Genomic DNA, 25,502 nt, shown 5'->3' with positions numbered 1-25,502 from the left:
CTATCGCTTGCTGATACCGCTATTCCAGGATAGTTGATGCGGGACGAGTGAGGCAGGTTAAACACAGTGTTGCGCAGCACCGCGCAGGAAGCCGTCGGCCAAGTCCTGGCTCAGCGCCACCATGGCCAGTTCCGGGTTCCATGAGCCGGCGGCCGGCCACAGCGCGCCGCCGGTGATGTAGACGTTGTCCACGCCGTGCGGCCTGTAGTCCAGGCCGACCGGGCCTTCCTGCTGCTCGCCTATCCACAGCGCCGAACCCTCGTGCACCAGCCCCGGCCGGCGCCGCTGCGCCTCGGCGGGGCGCGTGGGATCCCACGCCTGCTCTTCCTCGTGCCAGTACTCGACCGCCGCGCCGCCGGCCAGCGCCAGTTCCAGCAGCTGGAAGGCGGCCTCGTCCATCGTGTCCCAGGTGGCGCGGTCGGCCGCGTTGGGCTGCACCTCGGGCGTGCCGTCGCGGCGCAGGCGGTTTTCACCGTTGCGGTAGTCCAGCTCGCCTAGCACGGCGCAGGCGAACACCACGTGCTCGGCCGACGACGCCAGCTGCGCCGGCCCGATGCTGGCCAGCGCGTCCGGCAGGTGGCGCAGCGCGCGCGCGGCGTTGCGCTCGGGCGCGCGGTCCGACAGCGCCGTCAGTTGCACGTGGTATTGCATGCCGCTTTGTTTGTTCTTGCCCGCCAGGTACAGGGCCGCCATCTCCAGCTCGCCCAGCGTGGCTGCGAATGGATAGGCCGCTCGCGGCGCCCGCGCGGTCAATGTGCTGATGAAGTGGCCGGTGTAGCGCTGGCCGATCTGCTCTTGCTCCGGGAAGGCGTCCATCAGCAGCGCGGCGGCGGGCACGGCGTCCATCGCCAGGATGACTTGCGCGTCGCCCACTTCGAGCCGGCCGCGCCCGGTATCCAGCGCGGTCACCTTGCCGTCCAGCCGGTGCAGGCGCCGCACCGCGCAGCCGGTGGCGATGCGCAGCGGCGTGCCCCGGCCTTGCTGCGCCAGTGCCTGCTGCTGCCGGACCAGGGCCTGCAGCGGAGCCGGCGCGGAGCAGGGCGCCAAGCTATGCGTCAGGCGGAATTCCAGGTCGAATTCCAGCCCGTCCGCCAGCCCATTCGCCCGTCTATTCGCCAGTCCGTGCGCCGGTCTCGTCAGCGCCAGCGGCGCGGCCATGCTGCGCGTGGCGCTCTCGACCTGCCCCAGGTTGTCGGCCAGCATTTCCTGCAGCCCCTCCTGCAGCGCGCCATACGCCGGCGCACCGCGGGGGGCCAAGATGCAGTCGGCCCGCACCACGTTCAGCAGTTGTTCGGCGGAGGCGAAATTGGCTTGCGCGGCGAGGATGGTCTGCGGCGGCCAGTGCGCCATTTCGTCCGAGGTGGGGCGCGGACACCAGACGCTGGCGCCGTCCCCGGCGCGCACCGCGCCAGGCGCCGCGCCGCCGTCCAGCAGCAAAATGGCGGCGTGCGGGCGCTGCCTGAGCATGCGCTCGGCGAACGCCAGCGCGCAGCTGCCGCCGCCGGCCACGATGTAGTCAAAGCGCAGCGCACTGCGGGCCTGCTGCCATTGCGCCTCGGTCAGGCAATACACCTGGTCGAGCACCGGCGGCACGCGCGGATCCTGCTGTCCGCTTAACGCATGGCTCATCCCCGTCTCCAGCTTGATAGATAAGTCCAGCTATTCTGCACTGTTTTTTCATTAATATTGTCACCAATACTCACCAAGCCAGAATAGGGGGAATTGGGCAGAAGGGCCCGTTTGACGATATCATGGTGGATTCTGCAAGCTGGAGGCGCCATGAAGTTGGCACTGGTTACGTTTTACCTGTTATCGATCTTTCACATCCACTTCCGGGGCAAGGTGCGCCTGCCCTTCATGCGCCAGTTGTTCGACCATTCGTCGTTCATGGCGCCGATCAACCTGTTCATGCACGTGTTCTCCAAGGTGCCGTCCAAGCCCTACCTGGCGCTGGACCAGTTCAAGGAGCTCGAGCCGCTGCAGCAGAACTGGCAGATCATCCGCGCCGAGGCGGAGAACCTGCTGGCGCTGAAAAAGATCAAGGCCGCCGAGCAGAACAACGACGCCGGCTTCAATTCCTTCTTCAAGAACGGCTGGAAGCGCTTCTACCTGAAGTGGTACGACGCCAGCCACCCGTCGGCCGAGCAGCTGTGCCCGCAGACTTACGCGCTGCTCAAATCGATTCCCTCGGTCAAGGCCGCGATGTTCGCCGAGCTGCCGCCGGGCGGCAAGCTGAACCCGCACCGCGACCCCTTCGCCGGTTCGCTGCGCTACCACCTGGGCCTGGCCACGCCGAACGACGACCGCTGCTTCATCGACGTGGACGGCGAGCGCCACAGCTGGCGCGACGGCCAGCCGGTAATGTTCGACGAAACCTTCATCCACTGGGCCATCAACGGCAGCGAGAGCGACCGCATCATCCTGTTCTGCGACATCGAGCGCCCGATGCGCTACCGCTGGGCGCAGGCGGTCAACCGCTGGCTGGGCCGCACCATGATGACGGCGGCCGCCTCGCCCAACGAGACCGGCGACCAGACCGGCATGGTGAGCAAGCTGTTCAAGGTGTCCTTCGTGGCCGGCCAGTACCGCCGCCGCTACAAGGCCTGGAACAAGACCGCCTACAAGCTGACCAAGGTCGGCCTGATCGCCGGCGTCGCCGCCGCCATCATCTTCCTGTGACCGGGCGCTGCGCCGCCTCCTCGGGCGTGAGCAGCCACACGTTCAGGATCAGGCCGTCGGCGTCCTCCTGGTAGTTCACCACCAGGTCGCGCCCGCGCAGGCTGGCCGGCATCTCGATGGTGTTGTCCTGGTTGAAGATGCGCGCGGCCGGCGACAAGGTGCGCGTCTTGCCGTCGATGATGATGGCCGGGTGCCAGGCCGGCGTCATCGTGCCGCGCTTGGTGCCGGGCGGGAAGGGCCTGCCGTCGGCCAGCGCAGTCAGCGGGGCCAGTAGCGGGGCCAGTAGTAGAAGCGGCAATATCGGGGCCAGCCTGCGTCGTGTCCACATGGCGGAATTCCGGTGGGGAAAACCCCAGCTTACCCTATCGTCGCCAGCATGGCGACCACCGCCAGCGCCATCAGGCCGGTGCACAGCCAGCCCAGCGCTTTGAGCACGCCCGCCACCGCCAGTTCGCCCATCACCTTGCGCCTTCCCGCCAGCAGCATCATCACCGCCATCACCGGCACCGCGATCACGCCGTTGATGACGGCGCTCCAGTACAGCGCCTTGATCGGATCGACCTCGACCCAGCCGATGGCCACGCCGGCCAGCGTGGCTGCGGCGATGATGCCGTAGAACTTGCGCGCCGCCGACGGCGCCGCCTCCAGGCTGCTTTTCCAGCCCAAGGCCCCTGCCACCGCGTAGGCGGCCGAACCGGCCAGCACCGGGATCGCCAGCAGGCCGGTGCCGATGATGCCCACGCTAAACAGCAGGAAGGCGAACTCGCCGGCCACCGGCCGCAGCGCCGACGCCGCCTGCGCCGAGGAGGTGATCTCGCGCACGCCGTGCGCGTGCAGGGTGACCGCCGTGGTCAGGATGATGCAGAAAGCCACCAGGTTGGAAAAGCCCATGCCCACCAGCGTGTCGAGCTTGATGCGCCGGAGCTGCGTGCCGGCCTGTTGCGGGGCGCGCTTGAGCGGTTGCGCGTCCGGGTCGGCGCGCAGCTCTTCGACCTCCTGCGACGATTGCCAGAAGAAAAGGTAGGGGCTGACGGTGGTGCCGAACACGGCCACGATGGTGGTCAGGTAGTCGCGGTTCCATCTCACGCGCGGCAGCACGGTAGCGCGCAGCACCTCGCCCCACGGCACCCGCACCACCAGCAAGGTCGCCACATAGGCCAGCAGCGCCAGGGTCAGCCATTTGAGCAAGGTGACGTAGCGGGTGTAGGGCACGAAGATCTGCAGCAGCAGCGACAGCAGGCCGAAGCCGGCGGCGTACAGCGGCGCCGGGCCGCCGGCCAGCAGCCGCAGCGCCTGGCCCATGGCGGCCACGTCGGCCGCGATATTGATGGTGTTGGCCACCAGCAGCAGGCCCACCACGGCGTACAGCAGCGCCGCCGGGCAGTGCAGCCGGATGTTGCTGGCCAGGCCGTGGCCGGTCACCCGGCCCATGCGCGCGCTCACCATTTGGATGCCCACCATCAGCGGATAGGTCAGCAGCATGCTCCACAGCAGGCCGAAGCCGAACTGCGCGCCGGCCTGGGAATAGGTGGCGATGCCGCTAGGGTCGTCGTCGGCCGCGCCGGTCACCAGGCCGGGGCCGAGCTTGGCCAGCCAGGACGCGTCGGCCTTGCCGTCGGCGCCGGTGTCCGGTGGCGGATCTTGCTTCAGCAGGGAGGAATCGGGCGCGTTCATGAGGCTATACTAAATTGCCGCGCCGGGGACTTCGGTACGGCAACGCACTAGACCGCTTATATCGCGCAGGGATGCCAAGCCTATCGTCGTCTGCGGCGTTGTCCGGCTGTTTTCGCCGTTCCTCGGAGGCAACGCCATCCGGGCATGGGCGCGGCGATGGGTAGCGGCCGCTAGCGCAGCGCGCCGGAAGCGATGCCCAGGCTGGAGAACCAGAACGCGCCTTCGGCCACCGCGTCCAGTTCCCAGCCGTCCAGCGGCGCCTCCGGCGGCAGCGTGAACACCAGCCGCATGCTGGCGCTCTGGCCCGGCGCCAGGGTGGCCGGCAGCGGGTGGCGTTCGCGGCATTCCAGGAAGCCGTCGCTGTCGGGCACGCCGCGCCGCAAGGCCAGCGTCACGTAGCCGGCGCGCGCGGGGCGGTTGGAGAACAGCGTCGCGCCCGTATTCTCGAGCACCGCCTCGACGGTGGCCTGGCGCCGCTCCTCATCGATGCCGCCGGCCGTCACCGCGATGCGGGCGGCCGTCGCGCAGTCCATCCGGGTGCAGGGCGGGTATTGCATCTCCGCCAGCGAGGGCTTGCGCGCCGTGACATTGTTCGAACCGACGATGGGCGCGCCGAAATTCTGCAGCGGCTGGGCCAGTTGCGGCGCGGTGAAATAGCCGTTCACGCCCACATAGCGCTGGATCTCGACGAAGCCGGCGCGTTCCAGCAGCGCATCCAGGTATTCGATCGAGAAGGGATTCTCCAGCGTGCCGTAATGCGCCATTTCCGCCATCAGGCCCGCCTCCAGCTCCTTGAAGTCCGGATGCCAGGCGGCTTCGACCACGCCGACCACGCCGCCCGGTTTCAGGTAGCGGAAGCTCTTCTCCATGGCCGCGTGCTCGTCGTGGATATGGTGCAGGGAATCGAAGTACAGCACCGCGTCGAAAACGCCGTCCTCGAGGGCGATGTCTTCCAGCGTGGTGGTGTGGAAACGCACGTCGGGCGGGGAGGGCTGGCGGTAGTGGGGGGCCAGGCCGGCGGTGCGCTCGACGGCCACGTCCACCATGTCGGCCGCCGGTTCCAGCGCGTCCACCGAAAAGCCCAGCATCAGCAGGATCTCGGTAATCCAGCCGGGGCCGCTGCCGATTTCAAGGATGCGGCCGCGCGGCGCCACGTCCATCGCCTGCAGGATGTTGAGCACATCGTACATCAGGCGGTAGTATTGCTGGTTGTGCTGGCGCTGGTCGAAGGGCTTGGAGTACAGCCACCACTTGTCGCCGTCGTCCTCCAGGATGGCCACGTAGGCCGCCGCCGCCTCGACCGCCTTCTTGTAGGCGAAGGGGTTGTCGGACAGGAAGCGGCGGTGCCGCAGCGCGGGCAGTTCAGGCAGGGGCGGGCGGGCAGGCGCCGGCGCTGCGGCTGCCGGTTCCGGCGCCGTCGGTTCTGCCGCCGCGGTGGTGCCGGCGGCGGGCGCGGAAGTCTTGAAGAAACTGGAAATCGTTTTGATCATGGGAGGCCGGGGCGGACTTGACGTGGAGAAGGCGGTAAGGCCGGGTAGGCGGGAATGCTACACTGCCGCCCGCGTTCGTGCAACGGCGCACGCAGCCGTACGCAGCCGTACGCTGCGTTGCTGGCTGCGCTTATTGCTGTGCTTGTTACTGTGCTTGTTACTATGTTTGTTGCCGTGCCTGTTACCGTGTTGCGCTGCCGTTCGCTATTGCGGATGGCGCTGCAGCCAGGCCTGCAGCTTGGCCCGGTACTCGTCCAGCGCGTCCTGGTACAGGGTGTCGACGCACCAGGTGCAGCCGCTGTGGCAGCAGTCGTCCGGTCCCGGCGGCTCCGGCGCCTCGGGGCGCGGATCCGCCGCGTCCGGATCGGCCGGCGCGGCCGGCTGCGCGGTTTCCATACTCATACTATTCCCCATCTATTCCCCATCGATCGCCAGCAAGGCCTGGTTGCGGCCCTTGTCCTTGGCGCGGTACATGGCCTGGTCGGCCAGTTGCACCAGCATTTCCGCCGTGTTGTCCTCGTCAGGCGTCAGCACCGCCACGCCGATGCTGATGGTGACGATGCCGAACGGCGAATCCTCGTGCGGGATGGCCAGCTTGGCCAACTCGGCGCAGATCTCGCGCGCCACGCCGAAAGCGTCGGCCGCGTTGGTGGCGGCCGCCAGCAGCGCGAACTCCTCGCCGCCGTAGCGCGCCGCGATGTCGCTGGTGCGCCGCCCGTGGATGGTGATCAGCTCGGCCACGGTGCGCAAGCAGGTGTCGCCGGCCAGGTGGCCGTAGCGGTCATTATATTTCTTGAAGTGGTCCACATCGAGCAGCGACAGCGCCACCGTCTGCCCGGTGCGCGCGGCGCGCCGCCATTCGGCCGCCAGCGCCGCGTCGAAGCCGCGCCGGTTGCTCACCCCGGTCAGGCCGTCGGTGGTGCTGAGCGCGGCCAGCTTGCGGTTCGATTCCTCCAGCTCGGCGGTGCGCGCCGTCACCAGCCCGGCCAGCTCGGCCTGGCGCCGCGTCAGGCGCCGGATGCGCCAGCGGTGGGTGGCCAGCAGGCCGCCCAGCACCAGCATGCCCAGCGCCGTGCGGAACCACCAGCGCTGCCAGAACGGCGGCGTGATGACGATGGTCAGCGTGGCCGGCTCGGCGTTCCACACGCCGCGGTGGTTGGCCGCGCGCACCCGGAAGGTATAGGTGCCGGGGTTCAAATTGGTGTAGCTGGCGTTGCGGTGCCCCGCGTCCGTCAGCACCCATTCGCGGTCGAAGCCGGCCAGCTGGTAGGCGTAGCGGTTCTGGCCCGGGTCGGTGTAGTGCAGCGCCGCGAACTCGATCGAGAACACCGAGGCCTGGGCCGACAGGGTCAGCACGCGCGGCGCGGTCACCGCGCCCTCCAGCTCGGCGCCCTCGCTGTGCTGGCCCTCGCCCAGCGAGCGGTTGAACACCGTGATGTCGGTGACGGCCACCTGCGGCGCCACGGTGTCGCTGCGCACCGCGCGCGGCGACACGGCCGTCATGCCGTGCACGCCGCCGAAGTACAGCGTGCCGTCGCTGCCGGCGGCCGAGGAATTGGTGGTGTAGCCGTCGGTCAGGCCGTCGGCCGGGCTGTAGCGGTCCACATTGCCGGTGGCCGGATCCAGCCGGTACAGGCCGGCGATCGTGCTGGCCCAGATCCTGCCGTCCCGGTCGCCCTGGATGGACAGCACCTTGCCCGAACCGACCGCCGCCGCGTAGGGCTGGACGTGCAGATTGTTGGCCGCGTCCACCGTCACCAGGTCCAGGCCCTTGGCGGTGCCGACCCAGAGCCGGCCCTGCGCGTCCTCGTACAGGCTGGACACGTTGTCGTCCGACAGGCCGGGGTTGCCGGCGCTGGCGGCGCTGTCGGGCGCGTGGCGCAGGTGGCGGAACTTGCCGCTGGCCGGGTCCAGCAGGTCCAGGCCGCCGCCGTTCCATTCCGAGCCGGCCCACACCCGCCCGGCGCGGTCCTCCAGCACCGTCGAGGTGCCGTTGACGCTGCGGGTGGCCGCGTCGGCCGGGTCGTTGTAATAGATGTGGTGGCTGCCGCGCGCGATGTCGTAGCGGATCAGGCTGTTGCCGGTGGCCAGCCACAGCAGGCCGCCCTTGCCGGGCGCGATGGCGTTGATATAGTCGCTGGCAGTGTTGCCGAAGCGGATCACCTTGAAGCGGCCGTCGGCATCGAGCCGGTTCAGGCCGTTGGCGGTGCCGGCCCACAGCGGCCCGCTCTTGCCCTTGCCGTCCCTGGCCACGTCCTGGTACAGGCTGTAGACGATGTCGTGGCTCAGGCTGCCTTCCTTGCCGCCTTCGCTGCGGTAGCTCTTCAGCACCGCGCCGCTGGCCGGGTCGTACAGGCTCAGGCCGAGGTTGGCCGCCAGCCAGACCTGGCCGTCCGGCGCCGCCGTCAGCGCCAGCAGCGCGTTGGTGCCCGGCAAGCCCTGGCGGTCGAGGCGGTAAGGCACGTGGCGGCGGAAGCCGCTGCTGCTCAGGTTGGCCAGCGCGATGCCGTCGGTGAAGGAGGCCACCCACAGCATGCCGCCGCGGTCCTGCAGCATGGCGCGCAGGTTGTTGCCGGGCAGCGAATAAGGATCGTCGGACTGGTGCTGGTACTGCTCGAAGCTGCGCTGGTCCGGGTTCCAGCGCAGCAGGCCGGCCGACAAGGTGGTGGCCCACAAGGTGTTGCTGCCGTCGATGAAGAAGCTGGTGATGCGGCTGGCCGGGCTGGACGGATGGCGGCGCGGCGCCCAGGGCTGGCGGCTGTCCCAGCTGGCCACGCCGGCCTCGGTGCCCAGCCACAAGGTGCCGTCGCGGTCGAACTGCATGGCGCGCACGATGTTGCCGCGGCTGTCGGGCCGCTCGTCGCTGTCGAGGCGGTAATGGCGGAAGGCGCTGGCGCCGGCCGGCAGGTGGTCGACCCCGCCCGGCCAAGTCGCCACCCACAGGCCGCCGGCCGCGTCCAGCGCCAGCGCGTTCAGGTCGTTGCTGCCCAGGCTGTCCGGCCTGGCCGGGTCGTGCACGTAGACGGTGAATTTGCCGCTGTCCGGGTCGAAGTGCTGCAGGCCGCCCCAGGTGCCCACCCACATGCCGTCCTTGCCGTCGGAAATGATGTTCTTGACGATCAGGCGGTTGGCCGGGCCGGCCGGCGGCGCGAACACGGTGAAATCGTTGCTGTCCGGGTTGTAGCGCGCCAGGCCGTTCGAAGTGCCGGCCCACAGGCGGCCGCGCTTGTCCTGGAAGATCGCCGCCACGCGGTCGTGCGGCAGGCTGCGCGGGTCGTTGCGGCGGTGCGCATACTTGACCGCCTGGTAGCCGTCGTAGCGGTACAGGCCGTTGCTATAGGTGCCGATCCAGACGAAGCCCTGGCGGTCCTGCAGCAGCGACAGCATCGACGGTTCGTCGTTGTCCAGCGGCCCCAGCTTCTTGAAGCGCAGCGAGGGCGGGGCGGCCTGGGCCAGGCTGGCGGCCAGCAACAGCGTTGCCAACACCCACAGACAGCCGGTGCGCAACAGGGCGGGGAGGCGGGAAAGAGAGGAAAGTGGGCTTGACATCATTGCCATTATACATTTCATTGCTGTAATAGAATTGGCCGATGTACCTTGTTTCCGTGTACAGTAGCGGAAATTTAGGGTATCGTGTAGGCCGCTGAATTTGTATCCATATCCGCGCGGGCGACCCCCGCCCTGCTGTCCTCCCGCCTCCCCTCGTGCCTGTCAGACATCGCCTCGGAGCGTAGAGTGCCTGAAGCAGCTAACATGCCGGATGGGTTTGCCCACGCCGCCGTTTGCGGAAATCTTTGCTGTAGTGCTGTTTACTGAAAAACTTATGTCCGACATCGAGAACACTCCCCTGCCAGAAGCCGAACCGGCGCCAGCCGTTGCTCCAGAGGCCGAGCAAGTCCGCTTTGCCGACTTCGGGCTGTCGCCCGACATTTTGCGCGCCTTGACCGCGCAAGGCTACGTCCACCCGACGCCTATCCAGGCCCAGGCCATCCCCGTGGTGCTGCAAGGGCGCGACGTGATGGGCGCGGCCCAGACCGGCACCGGCAAGACCGCCGGTTTTTCGCTGCCCATCATCCAGCTGCTGCTGGCGCACGCCAACAGCTCCATGTCGCCGGCGCGCCACCCGGTGCGCGCGCTGATCCTGACGCCGACCCGCGAACTGGCGGTGCAGGTGGCCGAGAACGTGGCCGCCTACTGCAAATTCACCCCGCTGCGCTCCTGCGTGGTGTTCGGCGGCATGGACATGAAGGGCCAGACCGTGGCCCTGAAGGCCGGCGTCGAGATCGTCATCGCCACCCCGGGCCGCCTGCTGGACCACATCGAGCAGAAGAACATTTCGCTCGGCCAGGTGCAGATGCTGGTCATGGACGAGGCCGACCGCATGCTCGACATGGGCTTCCTGCCCGACCTGCAGCGCATCATCAACCTGCTGCCCAAGCAGCGCCAGAACCTGATGTTCTCGGCCACCTTCTCGGGCGAGATCAAGAAGCTGGCCAACAGCTTCCTGAAGGACCCGCAGCTGATCGAAGTGGCGCGCAGCAACGCCACCGCCGAGCGCGTCACGCAGGTGGTGTACAAGGTCAGCGAAGAGCACAAGCGCGACGTGGTCGCCCACATCCTGCGCCAGCGCGAGCTCAAGCAGGTGATCGTGTTCTCCAACACCAAGATCGGCGCCTCGCGCCTGTCGCGCAGCCTGGAACAGGAAGGCATGAAAGCGACCGCCATCCACGGCGACAAGACGCAGCAGGAACGCATGGCCGCGCTCGAATCGTTCAAGAAGGGCGAGATCGACGTGCTGGTGGCAACCGACGTGGCCGCGCGCGGCCTCGACATTTCGGACCTGCCCTGCGTCATCAACTACGACCTGCCGTACAACGCGGAAGACTATGTGCACCGCATCGGCCGCACCGGCCGCGCCGGCGCCTCGGGCGACGCCATCTCGATCTACACCGAGAAGGATGAGCGCCTGCTGGTCGACATCGAAAAGCTGATCAAGCAGACCATCAAGCGCGGCGAGCTGGAAGGCTTCGCGCCCTCCGCCGCGCGCGGCGAACGCGACGACCGGCACGGCGAACGCCGTCACGGCAGCCGCCGTCCGGAAGGCGAGGCGCGCAGCGCCGGCGCCGACTCCAGCCGCAGCAGCGCCGACACCGTCCGCAGCAGCACCGGTCCCGGCACCGGCTACGCCGGCGCCCGTCCCGAGCGCAGCCGTTCCGGTTCCGGCCCGCTGCCGCGCCGCGAGAAGGTCGACCCCTGGTTCCTCAAGCCCTACGAACCCGCCAAGAGCACGGCGCCGGCCCCTGCGCCGCTGCCTTCGTCCAGCAAGCCGAAACAGAAAGTGGCAGCCTTGCTGGGTGGTTTGCGCAAGCTGTGAGCGCCTTGACGGCCGGCATACTGCAGCACCAGCGCATCGCCATCCTGCTGCCTTGCTATAACGAGGCGCTGACGGTGGCGGCCATCGTGCGCGACTTCAACACCTGCCTGCCGGGCGCGCCGGTGTACGTGTTCGACAACAACTCGAGCGACGACACCGTGGCCATCGCCAGGGCCGCCGGCGCCGTCGTGCGCAGCGTGGCCCAGCAAGGCAAGGGCAACGTGATCCGCCGCATGTTCGCCGACATCGAAGCCGACATCTACATCATGGTTGACGGCGACGACACCTACGACGCCAGCGTGGCGCCGCAGCTGGCCGCGCGCCTGGTGGCCGAGGGGCTGGACATGCTGGTCGGCACCCGCGTCACCGAGGAGCGGGAAGCCTACCGCTTCGGCCACCGTTTCGGCAACAAGCTGCTGACCGGCTGCGTGGCCGCCGTGTTCGGCAACGCCTTCACCGACATGCTGTCCGGCTACCGCGTGTTCTCGCGCCGTTACGCCAAGTCCTTCGCCGCGCACGCGGCCGGCTTCGAAACCGAGACCGAGCTGACCGTGCACGCGCTGGAACTGCGCATGCCGGTGGCCGAGGTGGAGACCGTCTATAAATCCCGTCCCGAAGGCTCGGTCAGCAAGCTGAGCACCTACCGCGACGGCACCCGCATCCTGTGGATGATCGTCAAGCTGTTCAAGAACGAAAAGCCGCTGCAGTTCTTCGGCGCCGCCGCCTTCGCCAGCGCGCTGCTGTCGGTGGTGCTGGCGCTGCCGCTGTTCGAGACCTATATGCGCACCGGCCTGGTGCCGCGCCTGCCGACGGCCGTGCTGTGCGTGGGATTGGGCTTGCTGGGCGTGCTGCTGCTGTCCTGCGGCCTGGTGCTCGACACGGTCACCAAGGGCCGCATCGAGCAGAAGCGCTTCGCCTACCTTCAGGTGCCGGCGCCGGCGCCGCGCAGCGCGCCGTAACCGGCCGGCGGCGTCATGCGCGCCGCCAGCCGCACCGAGCGGCGGTCCACCTGGCGCTGGAACACGGCGGCGGCAGCGAAGGTCGCCGCCCCGCCCAGCAGCAGCGCCGCGGCGCAAGCGAGGCCGTAGGAGACCGGCGCCAGCCCCGCGAACACCAGGCAGCCCACCGTCAGCAGCAGCGGGAAGTGCAGCAGATAGACGCTGAACGAGACCTTGCCCAGCCATAAGGCCAGCCCCCCTTCGAAGCCGCGCCGCAGCGGTGCGCACATCAGCACCCCGACAAAGATCAGCGCCGCGCCGAGCTGGCTCTGCCAGTGGAAGTCGCTGGCCGCCTGCATCAGCGTGAGCGGGCGCAGCGCGGCCAGCAGCAGGCTGGCGGCCTTGACGTCCTTGGCCACGCAGATGGCCAGGCCCAGCGCGGCCAGCGCGCCGCCCAGCCAGGCCAGGGTCCGGCCCCGGCCTTGGCCCTGGACCGCCGGCGCCAGCAGCGGCGCGCGCAGCTGGTACAGCAGGAAGCCCAGCATGAACAGCTGGTAGTGGCTGGTGCCGGCCGCCAGCGCCAGGGCGCCGAAGGGCAGCCAGAAGGCGCGGCCCGGCAGGCTGCGGCGCAGCAGCGCCAGGCCCAGCACCAGCAGCGAACCCCAGAACTCCACGTGCAGCGTCCACATCGGCGCGTTCAGCGCCTGGTCTATGGCCGCCGGCGCCAGCAGCGCCGGCCAGCCGGACCAGCCCTCGAACAGCGAGGAACCCACATAGCCGGTCAGCATGGAATTGAGCAGCACGTCGCGCGCGACGGCGGCCGCGCCCAGCGGATTGTGGCCCAGCGCCGCCAGCCAGCCGGACTGGGCCGTACCCTGCGCGGCCTGGTGTGCGTCCGGCAGCAACAGCAGCAGCGCCACGGCCAGCAGGCCGGCGGCCGCCACCGGCAGGAACAGGCGCAAGGTGCGCTTGGCCAGCAGGCGGGCCGCGCCGGCGGACGCGTACTGGAACGAGGGCGCCAGCACGAAGCCGCTCATGACGAAGAACAGGTAGACCGAGGAATAGCCGTCGAACAGCGCGAACAGCGGCGAGCGGCTCAGCGCGGCCTCGGCCTCGAAATGCGCGCTGCCGGGCACGCGCGCGAGCACGGGCAGGAAGGCGGCGCAATAGTGCAGCAGCAGCACCTGGCAGGCCGCGACGCCGCGCAAGCCCTCGATGAAGGGGAAGCGCTGCGCGGAGGCAGGGGCGAGTGTCGATTGCATGGGCGTCTCAGGGTTCGATGGAAAGATGCTGCAGGCCGATGCCGATCAGGCGCTCGTCGTTGCCGCCGCCCTGCGAGCGCGGCGTCACCGGTTGCGGCGGCGCCAGCTCGATCAGCCCGAGCGGCGTGCCGGCCGGGTCGATGCGCAGGCGGTAGGTCTGCGCGCCCGGCTGCAGCGGCACGCTGAGCTGCTGCGCGCCGGCGCGCACGGCCAGCGGCTGGCCGGCGTTGGGGCCGTAGGGCGCCACCGTCAGCACCAGCGTGAAAGGCTGGCGCAGCGGCTCGGCCAGTTCGATCTGCACCGCGGGGTGCAGCCTGGCGTCGGACCAGCGGCCCCACGGCTCGGGGCCGGACACGCCGCGCACGTCGGCCACGAAGTCCGGCCACGCGGCCTGCGCAAAGTGGATGCCTGCTGCCAGAACCTCGGGGGTGTTGAGCGTGCCGGCGGCGTTGCCGTAGGCTGTCTGCAGCAGCTGCCGCGCGCTCATGCCGGCCAGCTTGGCCGGCGCGTTGGCCGGCGGCGGCAGCCGGAAGAACACGATGCGGCCGTCGGCCCGGCTCAGCGCGGGCGGCGCGCCGGTCGCGGCGGAAAGGCTGGCCACGATGGCCGCGCCGTTGTCGGCATAGCCGCCGCGGTCGACGTAGACGCCGCTGTAGCCGAGCCGGCCGAGCACGGGCAGCTGGCGTTCGATGGGCAGCCTGGACAGGGTGCGGAACAGGGTGTCGCCCTCGCGCCCGCGCATGCCGGCGTAGCTCCAGCGCAGCGCGCGCGAGTGCAGGAAGCCCTTCACCTGGTCGTAAGCCGACATCTTCAACAGCGGCTCGGCCTCGGGGAAGCGCATATAGGGCAGCTGGTAGACGGCGGCGCCGGCTGGCAGCGCCGCTTCGATGGCGCCGATGAAGGCCCGGTCCTGGCTCACTTCCTGCGCCAGCGCGGCGCGGAAGGGCCGCGAGGTGTAGCCGCTCTGGTCCCACAAGCCGAACACGATGAGCGCGCCGCACAGGGCGCCGGCAGGCGGCAGCCAGCGCCGGCCGGCGCGCCCCTGCATCCAGCCCTGCAGCATCAGCATCAGGCCCAGCAGGGAAGCGAAGGCGATGTAGACGCTGATGCGGTTCCAGCCCCGGACCCAGTCCGAGACCAGGATGGTGAACAGGGAGCCGAAGCCGCCGATGATGCCGAACAGGAACAGCACCGTCGTGATCAGCGCGAGCAGCTTGAGGCGGGCCTCGTGGCGCCGTCCCGCCATCGCCGACAGGGTCACGCCCATCAGGGCCAGGAAGCCGGCGGCGCCCACGGCGCCCAGCGAGGCCGTGTTGTTCTCGTTGACCAGGGGCATGCTGTCGCGGTAGCGCTCGTGCATGGCGCGCAGGGTGGTGCTGCGGTGGCCGTCGCGCGGCAGCAGCAGTTGTATGGGCTTGAAGCCGAAGATTTCACCGTTGGCGATGGGACGGCTGCTTACCTCGGGATTGGGTGCATGGTCCAGCTTGTAGGCCAGGTTGGGCGCCACATTGAGCAGCACGCCCAGCGCCACGCAGCCGGACGCGAGCGCGGCCGCCCCGGCGGGGCGCCAGTCGCCGCGCAGGGCGCCGGCCAGGGCCACCGTGCCGAACAGCAGCACGCCGAACAGGGCGAAATAGACGCCGAAGCTGCTGATCGCGACCAGGCCGGCGCCGGCCAGCAGCCTGGCGCGCGGCTGGCTGAACAGCTTGCCTTCGAACAGGCGGCCGTCCGCCATGCGCAGCGCGCAGTGGAAGAACAGCGGCACCACGAAGTACCAGGTGTAGAACAGGTGCGCGATGCGCTCGAAATGGAAGGGCAGGAAGGCGAACAGCACGGCGCCGGCCAGCGCGTAGGGGCGCTCCAGGCTGGCCGCGCGCAGCACCACGAAGGCGCTGGCGAAGCTCGCGCCGAAGCCGGCCAGGAAGTACAGATTGTAGATGGCTTGCCAGTCGCCGTTGAACAGGCCGATCAGCTTGAACACCAGCAGGTTGCCGGCGTCCGAACCGGGGTAGTCGTGGAAGTCGGAGCCGAAGGGGAAGCCGCTGCGGCCGTTGCTCAGCACCCAGCCCTCGGTCACGCGCTTGATCTGCCAGGCGTGGCCCAGGCCGTCGCCGGTGTACCAGTAGGGCGTGCCCAGGTCGGGGATCAGGCCGTGCGGCCAGCCGCTGGTGAGCACGCTGGCCAGCAGGACGCAGAACAGCGCGCCCGGCAGCCACCAGCGCCACTCGCGGCGCGCCACGGCGCCCAGTGGAAGCTGGCCTTGCGATTGGCCTTGAAGCTGGCCTTGCAGCCGGTCTTGCGGCAGGTCTGCAAGCCCGCCTTTATTTTGCTGCGCTGTCATTGTTGGCATTGCTGTCCTGCAGTTCGATGGCGAATTTGACCAGGCCTATGCCCAGCTTGCGTTCGTCGGCGCCCGCGTTGAGTTCGCGCGGCGACACCGGCTGCGGCGGCACCAGCACGATGCTGCGCGCGCTGTCCTGGCCCAGGTCGACCGGCAGGCGGTAGCTTTGCGCGCCCGGCAGCAAGGTCACGCTGTGCTGCTGCTTGCCTATCCTGACGATCATGGCTTTGCCGGTGTTCGGGCCGAAGGGCTGCACGGTCAGCACCAGCGTGAAGCGCTTGGTGAGCGGTTCGATGAAGTCCAGTTCCACCCAAGGGTGCTGGCCCGCGTCCGACCAGCGGCCCCACGGTTCCACGCCCGACAGGCCGCGCACGCCGGCCACGAAGGGCGGCAGGATCTCGTGCGAGAACTCGGCGCCCGCGGCCAGCGAGCGCGCGTCCAGCTGGCCGCCGTACGCCGCGCGCACGATGTCGCGCGCGCTCTTGCCTTCCAGCGCCAGCGGCGCCGGGCCCGGCGGCAGCTTGAAGAACACCACTTGGCCGTCGGCCCGGGTCGCCACCGGCGCGCCGGCCAGCGCGGTCAGGCCGGCCACCAGGGCGTTGCCGTTGTCGGCGTAGCCGCCGCGGTCCAGGTACACGCCGCTAAAGCCCAGCTTGCGGATGATGTCCACCTGGCGCTCCACCGGCTGCGTCGCCAGGCTGCGGAAGAACAGGTCGCCTTCGCGTCCCTTCATGCCCGCATAGCTCCACTTCAAGTCCTTCGAATGCAGATAGCCTTTCATCAGGTCGTAGATGTCGACCTTGTGCTGCGGCGCCGTTTCCGGGAAGGCCATGTAGGGCAGCTGGTAGACCGCCGCGCCGCGCGGCAGCGCCGCTTCGATGGCGCCGACGAAGGCTTTCTCCTGCTTGATCTGCTCGGTGATCTGCGTCTGGCATGGCAGGCAGGCGCCGTTACCGCCCTGGTCCCACAGGCCGAACGCGCCCAGTAGCGCGCCGCCGGCCAGCGTGGCCGCCGCGTAGCGCGCACGCGCCACGCGCGCCAGCCCGCCCTGCAGCAGCAGCACCAGGCCCATCAGCGCACCGAAGCCGATGAACACGCTGATCCGGTTCCAGCCCCGGATCGAGGTCGAGATGGTCAGCGAGAACAGCGTGCCCAGGCCGCCTATCGTGCCGAACAGGAACAGCACCAGCACCGCCATGGCCACCAGCTGCAGGGTGCGCGCGTGGCGCCGTCCGGCCAGCGCCGACAGCGCGACGGCCAGCATGCCGAGGAAGCCGGCGCCGCCGGCCAGGCCCAGCGCGGCCGTGAAGTTCTCGTTCACCAGCGGCATCTTGGTGTGGTATTCCTCGGCCAGATGGTTCAGCTTGGCGTTGCGGTGGCCGTAGCGCGGCATCAGCATCTGGGTCAGCTTCAGGCCGAAGGTTTCGCTGTCGGCGGCCGGGCGCACCGCGACCTCGGGGTTGGGGCCGTGCAGCTGCTTGTAGACCAGGTGCGGGGCGACGTTGAGCAGCACGCCCAGCACCACCACGCAGCACGCGGCTGCGGCCGATTTGAAGGCGCGGCCGTCGCCCAGGCATGCGCCGGCGAAGGCCACGGTGCCCAGCACCAGCACGCCGAAGGCGGCGTAGTAGACGCCGAAGCTGGCCATGGCGACCAGGCCGGCGGCGGTCAGCAGCTTGGCCGGCAGCTTGCCGGTCCACAGCTGGCCGTCTGCGCTGCGCAGCGCGCAGTGGAAGAACAGCGGCGCCACGAAGTACCAGGTGTAGAACAGGTGGCCCATGCGGAACATGTGGAAGGGCAGGTAGGCGAACAGCACGGCGGCGGCGGCCGCCAGCGGGCGCTCAACGCGCGCCGCGCGCAGCACCAGGAAGGCGCTGACGAAGCTGGCCGCGTAACCGCCCAGGAAGTACAGGTTGAAGATGGCCTGCCACTCGCTGTTGAAGAAGCTGATCAGCTTGAACACCAGCAGGCTGCCGACGTCGGCGCCCGGGTAGTCGTGGAAGTCCGAGCCGAAGGGGAAGCCGCTGTGCGGGTTGGTCAGCACCCAGCCTTCGGCCACGCGCTTGATCAGCCAGGAGTGGCTCAGCACGTCGCCGGAGTAGCCGTAGGGGGCGGACAGCTGGGGGATCAGGCCCTGCGGCCAGCCGCTGACGAACAGGCTGGCCAGTAGGAAGCAGAACAGCGCGCCCGGTACCCACCAGCGCCATTCGGCGCGGGCGACCGCGCCCAGCGATTGCGGCGCCAGGGCTGGCGCGCCGGCGAATTCATGGTCGATTTTCATTTCATTTCCGTAGTTGTAATATTGGCCGGGCCGGGCGCGGCGCGCCGCGCCGCCCAGGCCAGCACCAGTTTGCTGATCGCGTAGCTGAGCGGCACCATGCACACGGCCACCGCCAGCGGCGCCAGCTTGTGCGGCACGCGCAGCCATTCGACCAGCAGGCCGAGCAGGGCGGCCGAGATAAGGTATTGCACCGCGTACACCACCGGGAAGGCCAGGAAGCCGGCCCAGGACAGCGGCACGCGGAATACCACCACCGCGTTGAACCAGTAGGAGAACACCACGCCGGCCGCGTAGGCCAGCAGATAGGCCAGCTGGTAGGGCAGGGCCAGCGCCAGCAGCAGGTAAAGCCCGTAGCTGAAGCCGGTGTTGATGGCGCCGCCGGCGCCAAAGCGCGCCCAGCGCGCCAGGACTGCCCGCCGGCCCACTCAGGCGCCCTGTTTCGGCTTGGCGCCCACCACGGCCGAGAACTGGTCGTAGTCGCGGATGTAGTCGGCCGCTTCGTAGTAGTCGGAGGTGAACACCAGCAGCACGGCGTCGTGCGAGTACTTGTACTGGATGCCCCAGGTCAGCGGCGGCAGGTAGATGCCCTGGTCGGGCGATTCGAGCAGCACTTCGCAGCGCGACTCGTTGTCGTCGACCACCACCGCGCAGCTGCCCTTGACGCAGATCAGGAACTGGTGGCATTTGTGGTGGGCGTGCTCGCCGCGCGTCTTCTCGGTGGGCACGTTGTAGACCAGGAAATAGCGCTTGGGCTCGAACGGGATTTCGCGCACGAATTCGCCCACCGACAGGTCGCCGCGCGGATCCTTGACGGCCTTGAAACGGTGCAGGGTCACGCCGCCCACACCCAGCGGCACGGTGGCCTGGACGGCCGGGAAGTCGGCTTGGCGGTGCCAGTGCGCGCGCTCGGCCTGGGCCAGGTGCTCGACGTAGCCGGTGATGCGGGCCGGCGAGCCGGACACGATAGCGTAGGGCGGCACGTCGTGGTTCACCACGGTGCCCGCCTCGACCACTGCGCCCAGGCCGACCTTGACGCCGGCGCAGATGGTGGCGCCGGCGCCGACCTTGCTCTGGCTGCCGAACACGGTATGGCCGCTGGCGTCGTCGGGCTGCTCCAGCGTCACGCCGGCGGCCAGGCGCGCGCCCGCCTCCAGGCGCACGCCCGACCAGACCTGGGTGAAGCCGGCCACGGCGCTGCCGGCGGCCAGTTCGGCGCCGGCGTACACCACCACGTAGTCGCCCAGCACGGCGCCGGCGTCGACCTGGGCGCCGTCGTGCACCACGGCGGAGGGGGAGGAGGAGGGAGAGCGCTGCATGTTAACCTCGGCTATAGGTGGAGAAGATGTGGCTGCTGCGCCCGACCCGGTAGCCGTGGTGGGCCCAGACCTTGAGCACGGCGCGGTTGGTGGCCTGCGTGGTCATGAAGGCAGTGCCGACGCCGGCCGCCTGGAAGCGGGCGCTCAGCGCGCCGATCAGCTTGACGTACCAGCCGCGGCGCGCCGGCGTCACCGCCGACAGCACCATGCGGCCCAGCTTCTGTCCGCCCAGCGCGGCCGGCGCGTTCACGTAGTTGCCGGTCAGGAAGGCGTCGGCCGGACCGTCGGCCGGCACGATCACCTCGTCGGCGTAGCCCTTCACGGAATTCTCGACGAAGACCGACAGGAAGTCGTCGGCCTGCTCGGCGCTGAAGAAGTCGTCGGCGTGGAAGCGGTCGTAATGGTTGACGGCCTGGGCGGCGGCCACGCGCAGCTCGGGGATGTCGTCCTGGGTGGCGCTGCGCACGGCGGCCGTGCCGCTGGCGTCGAAGCGCTGCAGGTCGTCGCGGAAGCAGGTCAGCCGAGTTTCGATCAGGCGGTAGCCGGCGCCGCTCATGCCGGCGATGGCGGCCGTGTCTTCGGACGGCACTTCGGCGAACAGGTAGAAGGCCGGCGCCAAGGTGGCCAGGTGGGCGCGCAGGCCGGCGAAGGCCGATTGCAGCGCCGCGAACGGCGTGCCGGCCGGCGCCGCCGTGTAGTCGATGCGGAAGGTGGCGGTGCCGAAGAAGTCGGTATCCCACGGCAGCGCGCGGTAGACGATCTGCACGCCGCCCTCGCCCTCGTAGGCCTGCGCCTTGCCTGCGGCGACGTCGGCCGCCAGCTCAGCTAGCCATTCCGGCGCCAGCAGTTCGGGCGTGCGGCTCAGGAAGCTGACCGGGGAATAGAAGCCGGTCTTGTCGGTGATGCTCAGGGTCATGGTCGGGCTCAAGCTGGTGCTCCGGATACGTGGGCCGGCCGCGCCGGGGCGGCTTGCGGCAGGCGGTGGTCGGGGATGTGGGTCAGGTGGGCGGCCACCACGGCCAGCGGGCGCTGCTTGCTGTTCTCGTAGCCGCGCCAGGCGTAAGTGCCCACCAGGCCCAGGCCGAGCAGGTTCAGGGTGCCGAACAGCAGCACCACCAGCATGGTGGCGGCGTAGCCGGGCACGGCGATGGCGCCGCTCAGGCGCGCGGCGGCCACCAGCAGGCCCAGGCCGATCGACAGCAGCGTGCCCACCGTGCCCATGCGGATCAGCATGCGGATCGGATAGTCGGTGAAGGCGAAGATGCTGTCCATCATGTAGTCGAGCTTCTTGCTGAAGGTCCAGGCCGACTTGCCCTCCTGGCGCACTTGGCGGTCGTAGGCGACCAGCTTGCGGCGGTAGCCCAGCCAGAAGATCAGCGCGATCAGCGAGGAGCGCGACTCTTCCAGCTGCAGCAGCTGGTCGCGGAACTGGCGGTTGCAGCCGAACACGTCCACGCCGCCCTCCGGCATGTCGTGCACCACCAGGCGGCGGTACAAGCCCCAGAACAGGCCCGAAGCCAGGCGCGAGCGCAGCGGGTCCTGGCGCGTGGTGCGGGTGCCGATGGCCACGTCGCACTCGTCGCGCTCGAGCGCGTTGAAAAACTCCACCACCAGCTCGGGCGGCTCCTGCAGGTCGGCCGCCATGACGGCGAAATACTCGCCGCGCGCCGCCTGCAGGCCGCTGCGGATGGCCGGGAAGGAGCCGAAGTTGCGCGAGTGCGCCAGCAGCTGGGCCGCGAAGGGCTGCGCCGGCAGCGCGTCGCGCAGCATGGCGTAGGACTGGTCGGGGCTGCCGTCGACGACGAACACCGCCTCCAGGCGGCCGTCCAGCGCCAGGTTCATGCCTTGCACGGCCGCCAGCAGGCGCGGAATCGATTCCTCGTTCTTGTAGACCGGAATGACGACCGAAAACTTCATGCCTGCCATCCGTTCACCGCGGCGATCACGGTGTCCACTTCGGCGTCCGTCATTTCCGGGTAGCACGGCAGCGTCAGGATTTCACGCGCCAGCGTCTCGGTGTTGGCCAGGCGCACGTCGGCGTAGCGCGCCGCCAGCACCGGCTGCGCGTAGTCGGGGATAGGGTAGTGCACGTCGGAGCCGATGGCGTTGGCCTTCAGGTGTTCGCGCAGCGCGTCGCGGTTCGGGCTGCGCACCACGTACAGGTGGGCCACCGAGGCGGCGCCGGCGTCGGCCGGGGTGCTGACCTGGGCGTGCGTGATGCCGGCGCGGTAGCGCGCGGCGATCTCGCGGCGGCGCGCATTGGCCGCGTCCAGCAGCGGCAGGAATTCGCTCAGGATGGCCGCCTGCAGCTCGTCCAGGCGGCTGTTGCGCGCGGCCGGCAGCTCCACCTTGTATTTCGCGGTCCAGCCGTACTGGCGCAGCATGCCCACAGTGGCCGCCACGTCGGCGCGCTTGGTGGCGACGGCGCCGCCGTCGCCCAGCGCGCCCAGGTTCTTGGTCGGGTAGAAGCTGAAGGTGGACGCATCGCCGAAGGTGCCGACGCGCTGGCCGTCCACCATGGCGCCGTGCGCCTGGGCGCAGTCTTCCAGCAGGGGCACGCCGCGCGCCGCGCACAGCGCCGCGATGGCCTTGATTTCCGGCAGCGCCAGGCCGTACAGGTGGGTCACCACCACCGCCTTGACGCCCGCGTCCAGCGCGCGCGTCACTTCGGCCAGGGTGGCGCAGCGGGTGTCGAGGTCGACGTCCATGAAGAAGGGCTCGGCGCCGGCCGCCAGCATGGCCAGCGTGGTGTACATGCCGGCGTTGGCCACGGTGGCCACGCGCTCGCCCGGCTGCACGCCCAGGGCCTTGAGCGCCAGTTCGAGCGCGTCGGTGCCGTTGGCCAGGCTGACGCAGTGCGCCGTGCCCAGCCAGGCCGCGAAGGCTTGCTCGAACTGCTTCACTTCCGGACCCAGCACCAGCCAGCCGCTGGCGATGACGCGGTCCACGGCCGCCTTGATCTGGGTCTGGTGCTGGGTCAAACGGGTCGAAAGGTTGTTGATCTGTAACATATTGGGTATCCGATTCATGTCTGGTTGCGTGCGGAAAGGCGCCGGCGCTGCGGCGGCCATCTTAACATTCCGTTTGTTCTATTGCTAATATTGGGCTGGCCTGCAGGGCGGCCGGGGCTGCCTCGGGCGCGGCCAGCGCGCTATACCAGCGCTGGCCGATGACGGCGTCGAGCAGCTGCTGCGCGCTCTGCTCCCAGTTCAGCCAGGGCATGCCGGCCGAGGCCGGCGCCGTGCCGGCGCGCAGCAGTTCCAGCCATTGCCGCAGGGCGGTGGCCAGCTGGGCCGGCTTGTCCGCCTCGAAGTAATGCGCGTGCGTGCCGCACACCTCGCGGAACACCGGGATCTCGCGCGCCAGGATGGGAATGCCGTGCTGGGCCGCCTCGATCAGCGGCAGGCCGAAGCCCTCGCCCTCGGACGCGGCCAGCAGGCCGCTGCAGCTCTGGTACAGCTTGAGCAGCATCTCGTCGGACACGCCGGCCAGCCAGAACAGGCGCTGCTCGCGTTCCGGGTGGGCGCGCAGGCGCTTGGCCACCTTCTCCACCATCCAGCCCTCCTTGCCGACGATGACGAGGTTGGCGTCCACGCCCTGTTCCCACAGGCGGTCGAAGGCCTCGAGCGCCTGGCCATGGCCCTTGCGCGGCTCCACCGTGCCCACCATCAGCACGCTGGGGCGGGCCGCCACGGCGGCGAACACGGTCTCGGCGTTGTCCGGCAGGCCGAAGCTCGGCTTGCTGGCGTCGATGTCGGCGCCGAGGTGGAAATAGCCCATCTTGAGCGGCGACTGGCGCAGGTTCTCGCGGCCGTTCTTCCACTCCGTCAGCTCGTCGGCCACGGCGCGCGAAATGCACACCACGCCGTCCGAGGAGTGGGTGATGGCCTCCAGGTACTCGCCGAAGTATTCCTTCGTGCCGAAGGGGAACCAGTGCGGATGCTGCATCGGCAGCACGTCGTAGATGACGAAATAGACTTGCGTGCCGCGCTCGCGCATCTGCTGCAGCAGGTCGCGGTTTTGCGCCGTGCCGTTGGTAAACAGGTCCAGGCCGAGGAAGATGTCGCCGTGGCGCGCCTCGATGGGAGCGTCCTCCAGCTGCAGGTGCTCGCCCGCGCCCACCATGTCCAGCGTGTAGCGGCGCGCGTAGCGGTAGGGGCGGTTGCCGCCGCAGCCGTACACCGGCTCGACGCGGTAGCCCGGCGGCGGGTTGACGATGAGCGCGTGCAGGATGCTGCGCACCACGCGCTGGATGCCGGTGCGCAGATCGCTGTCGACCAGGGCCGAGATGTCGACGAACAACTGGCGCGGCGACGACGGCGGCTGGTTGAAGGCGATCGCGTGCGCGGCCTGCAGCAGGTCGTCCTTGCCCGGCAGCACGTCGGTGGCGATGGCGCCCAGCGCGCCCGGCAGCTTGCGGTAGTGGTTGCGCGGATGGTGCTGCGCGAAATGTTCGATGGCCGCGCGGTACAGCGGGCCGGCGTGGCGCGGCGTGTGGTGGGCGCGGGTGTGGGCGGCGGCCGCGCGGCCCAGGCTGGCGCGCAGGCCGGCGTCGCCGTACAAGCGCGCCAGCGCCTCGCCCAGTTCGGCCACGGTGAACTGGTCCGGCAGCTTGAGCAGCACCTCGTCCGGCAGGTCGACCGCCGCGCCGTGCGCGTTGATGACGGTGGGCGCGCCGTACAGCAGGCAGTCCAGGATGGCGGCCGAGGTTTCGCCGCGCGTCATGTTGCGCAGCTGCACCGCGATGTCGGCCGCCGCCGCGTAGCTGGCGTACAGCTCGGGCGTGACGAAGCCGGTGATGGTGATGCGCTCGGCCAGGCCGCTGGCGGCGATCTTGGCGTCCACCGCCTTGCCGTATTCAAAGGTGTTGTTCTCGCCCACGAAGACCAGGCGGCAGCGCGGGTCGCGCGCCAGCGGCGAGGCCAGGAAGGCATCGATCAGTTCGTCGTTGAGCTTGGTCGCGCCCATCATGCCGAAGGTGCAGACGATGAAGTCCTCGTCGGCCAGGTCCAGGCGCGCGCGGGCGGCGGCGCGGCTGTATTCGGTGGCGGTGTCGCCGGCCGGCACGCGCGGCAGCGGCAGCACGCGCCAGCCGTCGGCGGCGCCCGGCCCGTACCAGCGCTCGGCCAGCGCGCCAGCGTACGGCGAGTGCACGATGACACCGGCGGCGTGGTCCAGCACGGCCTTGCTGGCCGGGAAGGCCCAGATGGTGTCGTTGCGGTTGCTCTGTTCCTGCTGCAGCAGCGCGCCGTAGCCGTGCGACTGGTACAGCGCCTGGTAGAACGCGCCCGCGCGGTAGCCGCCGCGCTCGATCTGGTCCACCACGCCGGACAGGAAGAAGTCGTGCAGCACCACCACGCCCGGATGGCGCTGCAGCAGCTCGAACATGTAGCGGTGCATGTGGTTGTTGCCGAAGTGGTAGACGATGCGGTCGAACTCGTGCGCGTGGCGCTCGAACCAGGCCACGTCGCGCAGCGGGAACTCGCCCTGCAGCAAGCCCGGTTCGATGGCGGTCTGCTCGGCCACGATGTCGATCTCGTACCACTGGGCCAGCTCGTTGACCACGCTCACGCTGTAGTCGGCGATGCCGGATTTCTCCGGCGGCAGCGGCGACAGGTAAGCCAGGCGTGGGCGGGCCGCGCCGGCGGCCGGGGCGGTGCTCGCAGCCGCTTTCAGGTCCGTGTTCAGGTCCGCTTCCAGCGTGGCCGGCAGTGCGGCTTCGAATCGGCGCCACAGCGCGCGGGCAGCCGCCTCGGGGGCTTGCAGCGCGTCGGCCGGCAGCGCGCCGCCGATGGCCGGCGGGGTGGCGTCGTCGTCGGCTTCGGTGCCGGGTGCGTACACCAGCTCGGCGCCCAGCGCCTGCAGGAAATTGGTACGGATCAGCGCGGCGGCGGCGGTCTGCCAGCCTTTGCGCGGGCTGGCGTCGTCCACGGCCGGCAGGCTGTAGCTGCGGATGCGCTCCGGCGGCACGCTGCCGCCCAGTGCGTGGCGCAGCTTTTCCTGGCCGGGGGCCTGGGCGTGCAGCGCCAGCCAGAGTTCATGCGGGCCGGCGCTGGCGGCCAGCGCCTTGACCAAGGCGATGGTGGCGGCGCAATTGCCGCGGCTGCCATGCTGGCAGGCTTGGAGATCGATGACGATGCGCATGGG

18 protein-coding genes are annotated in these 25,502 nt (G+C 69.6%); 3 read left to right on the top strand and 15 right to left on the bottom strand.

The window, feature by feature from the left end; all coding sequences use genetic code 11:
* Positions 1 to 57: 57 nt before the first annotated feature.
* On the bottom strand, positions 58 to 1,629 hold the full coding sequence (locus tag ACSQ8Y_RS29275) for a GMC oxidoreductase (protein WP_436270096.1): 1,572 nt from the start codon (positions 1,627 to 1,629) through the stop codon (positions 58 to 60).
* Positions 1,630 to 1,779: 150 nt separating this feature from the next.
* Here ACSQ8Y_RS29275 and lpxO point away from each other — a divergent pair, with 150 nt between their 5' ends.
* Positions 1,780 to 2,679: a lipid A hydroxylase LpxO gene (lpxO, locus tag ACSQ8Y_RS29270; RefSeq protein WP_436270095.1), complete on the top strand. Its 900-nt coding sequence runs from the start codon at positions 1,780 to 1,782 to the stop codon at positions 2,677 to 2,679.
* On the opposite strand, the gene ACSQ8Y_RS29265 is transcribed toward lpxO, so the two are convergent.
* From ACSQ8Y_RS29265 to ACSQ8Y_RS29245, 5 genes are all read right to left on the bottom strand, one after another.
* On the bottom strand, positions 2,666 to 3,007 hold the full coding sequence (locus ACSQ8Y_RS29265; RefSeq protein WP_436270094.1) for a hypothetical protein: 342 nt from the start codon (positions 3,005 to 3,007) through the stop codon (positions 2,666 to 2,668). The genes lpxO and ACSQ8Y_RS29265 overlap by 14 nt on opposite strands.
* Positions 3,008 to 3,036: 29 nt before the next feature.
* Positions 3,037 to 4,353, bottom strand: a complete 1,317-nt coding sequence (locus tag ACSQ8Y_RS29260) for an NRAMP family divalent metal transporter (protein ID WP_436270093.1) — start codon at positions 4,351 to 4,353, stop codon at positions 3,037 to 3,039.
* 170 nt (positions 4,354 to 4,523) lie between these two features.
* Complete coding sequence (locus ACSQ8Y_RS29255; protein WP_436270092.1) at positions 4,524 to 5,843, bottom strand: class I SAM-dependent methyltransferase; 1,320 nt, start codon at positions 5,841 to 5,843, stop codon at positions 4,524 to 4,526.
* Between the two features lie 204 nt (positions 5,844 to 6,047).
* Positions 6,048 to 6,245, bottom strand: a complete 198-nt coding sequence (locus ACSQ8Y_RS29250; protein WP_436270091.1) for an oxidoreductase-like domain-containing protein — start codon at positions 6,243 to 6,245, stop codon at positions 6,048 to 6,050.
* A gap of 12 nt (positions 6,246 to 6,257) precedes the next feature.
* Complete coding sequence (locus ACSQ8Y_RS29245) at positions 6,258 to 9,329, bottom strand: diguanylate cyclase (protein ID WP_436270090.1); 3,072 nt, start codon at positions 9,327 to 9,329, stop codon at positions 6,258 to 6,260.
* Between the two features lie 337 nt (positions 9,330 to 9,666).
* Here ACSQ8Y_RS29245 and ACSQ8Y_RS29240 point away from each other — a divergent pair, with 337 nt between their 5' ends.
* Complete coding sequence (locus ACSQ8Y_RS29240) at positions 9,667 to 11,217, top strand: DEAD/DEAH box helicase (RefSeq protein WP_436270089.1); 1,551 nt, start codon at positions 9,667 to 9,669, stop codon at positions 11,215 to 11,217.
* Complete coding sequence (locus tag ACSQ8Y_RS29235) at positions 11,214 to 12,176, top strand: glycosyltransferase family 2 protein (RefSeq protein ID WP_436270088.1); 963 nt, start codon at positions 11,214 to 11,216, stop codon at positions 12,174 to 12,176. The genes ACSQ8Y_RS29240 and ACSQ8Y_RS29235 overlap by 4 nt, the downstream gene beginning before the upstream one ends.
* On the opposite strand, the gene ACSQ8Y_RS29230 is transcribed toward ACSQ8Y_RS29235, so the two are convergent.
* The 9 genes from ACSQ8Y_RS29230 to ACSQ8Y_RS29190 form a co-directional block, all read right to left on the bottom strand.
* Positions 12,140 to 13,417 carry an acyltransferase family protein gene (locus ACSQ8Y_RS29230; RefSeq protein ID WP_436270087.1) on the bottom strand — a complete coding sequence of 426 codons (1,278 nt, stop codon included), beginning with the start codon at positions 13,415 to 13,417 and terminating at the stop codon, positions 12,140 to 12,142. The genes ACSQ8Y_RS29235 and ACSQ8Y_RS29230 overlap by 37 nt on opposite strands.
* 7 nt (positions 13,418 to 13,424) lie before the next feature.
* Positions 13,425 to 15,767, bottom strand: a complete 2,343-nt coding sequence (locus ACSQ8Y_RS29225; RefSeq protein ID WP_436270086.1) for a DUF7024 domain-containing protein — start codon at positions 15,765 to 15,767, stop codon at positions 13,425 to 13,427.
* Positions 15,739 to 18,039, bottom strand: coding sequence for a DUF7024 domain-containing protein (locus tag ACSQ8Y_RS29220; protein WP_436270085.1), 2,301 nt, complete (start codon positions 18,037 to 18,039; stop codon positions 15,739 to 15,741). Before ACSQ8Y_RS29220 ends, ACSQ8Y_RS29225 begins: the two co-directional genes overlap by 29 nt.
* The gene (locus tag ACSQ8Y_RS29215; protein WP_436270084.1) at positions 18,036 to 18,464 is read right to left on the bottom strand and encodes a GtrA family protein; all 429 of its coding nucleotides are present in this window, start codon (positions 18,462 to 18,464) and stop codon (positions 18,036 to 18,038) included. Before ACSQ8Y_RS29215 ends, ACSQ8Y_RS29220 begins: the two co-directional genes overlap by 4 nt.
* Positions 18,465 to 19,355: a WxcM-like domain-containing protein gene (locus ACSQ8Y_RS29210; protein WP_436270083.1), complete on the bottom strand. Its 891-nt coding sequence runs from the start codon at positions 19,353 to 19,355 to the stop codon at positions 18,465 to 18,467.
* A 1-nt stretch (position 19,356) separates the two neighbouring features.
* A complete protein-coding gene (locus tag ACSQ8Y_RS29205) occupies positions 19,357 to 20,283 on the bottom strand; it encodes a hypothetical protein (protein ID WP_436270082.1) in 927 nt (308 codons plus the stop codon).
* Positions 20,280 to 21,272, bottom strand: a complete 993-nt coding sequence (locus ACSQ8Y_RS29200) for a glycosyltransferase family 2 protein (RefSeq protein ID WP_436270081.1) — start codon at positions 21,270 to 21,272, stop codon at positions 20,280 to 20,282. The genes ACSQ8Y_RS29205 and ACSQ8Y_RS29200 overlap by 4 nt, the downstream gene beginning before the upstream one ends.
* Positions 21,269 to 22,366 (bottom strand): DegT/DnrJ/EryC1/StrS family aminotransferase, encoded by a 1,098-nt coding sequence (locus ACSQ8Y_RS29195; RefSeq protein ID WP_436270080.1) that lies wholly within the window; start codon positions 22,364 to 22,366, stop codon positions 21,269 to 21,271. Before ACSQ8Y_RS29195 ends, ACSQ8Y_RS29200 begins: the two co-directional genes overlap by 4 nt.
* A gap of 61 nt (positions 22,367 to 22,427) precedes the next feature.
* A complete protein-coding gene (locus ACSQ8Y_RS29190) occupies positions 22,428 to 25,499 on the bottom strand; it encodes a glycosyltransferase (protein WP_436270079.1) in 3,072 nt (1,023 codons plus the stop codon).
* Positions 25,500 to 25,502: the final 3 nt, after the last annotated feature.

It is taken from the genome of Pseudoduganella sp. LjRoot289 (assembly GCF_964252925.1).
Classification (GTDB): domain Bacteria; phylum Pseudomonadota; class Gammaproteobacteria; order Burkholderiales; family Burkholderiaceae_D; genus Rugamonas.
Note: the sequence above shows the minus strand (reverse complement) of the source record. Positions and strands in the feature narration are given on the sequence as shown.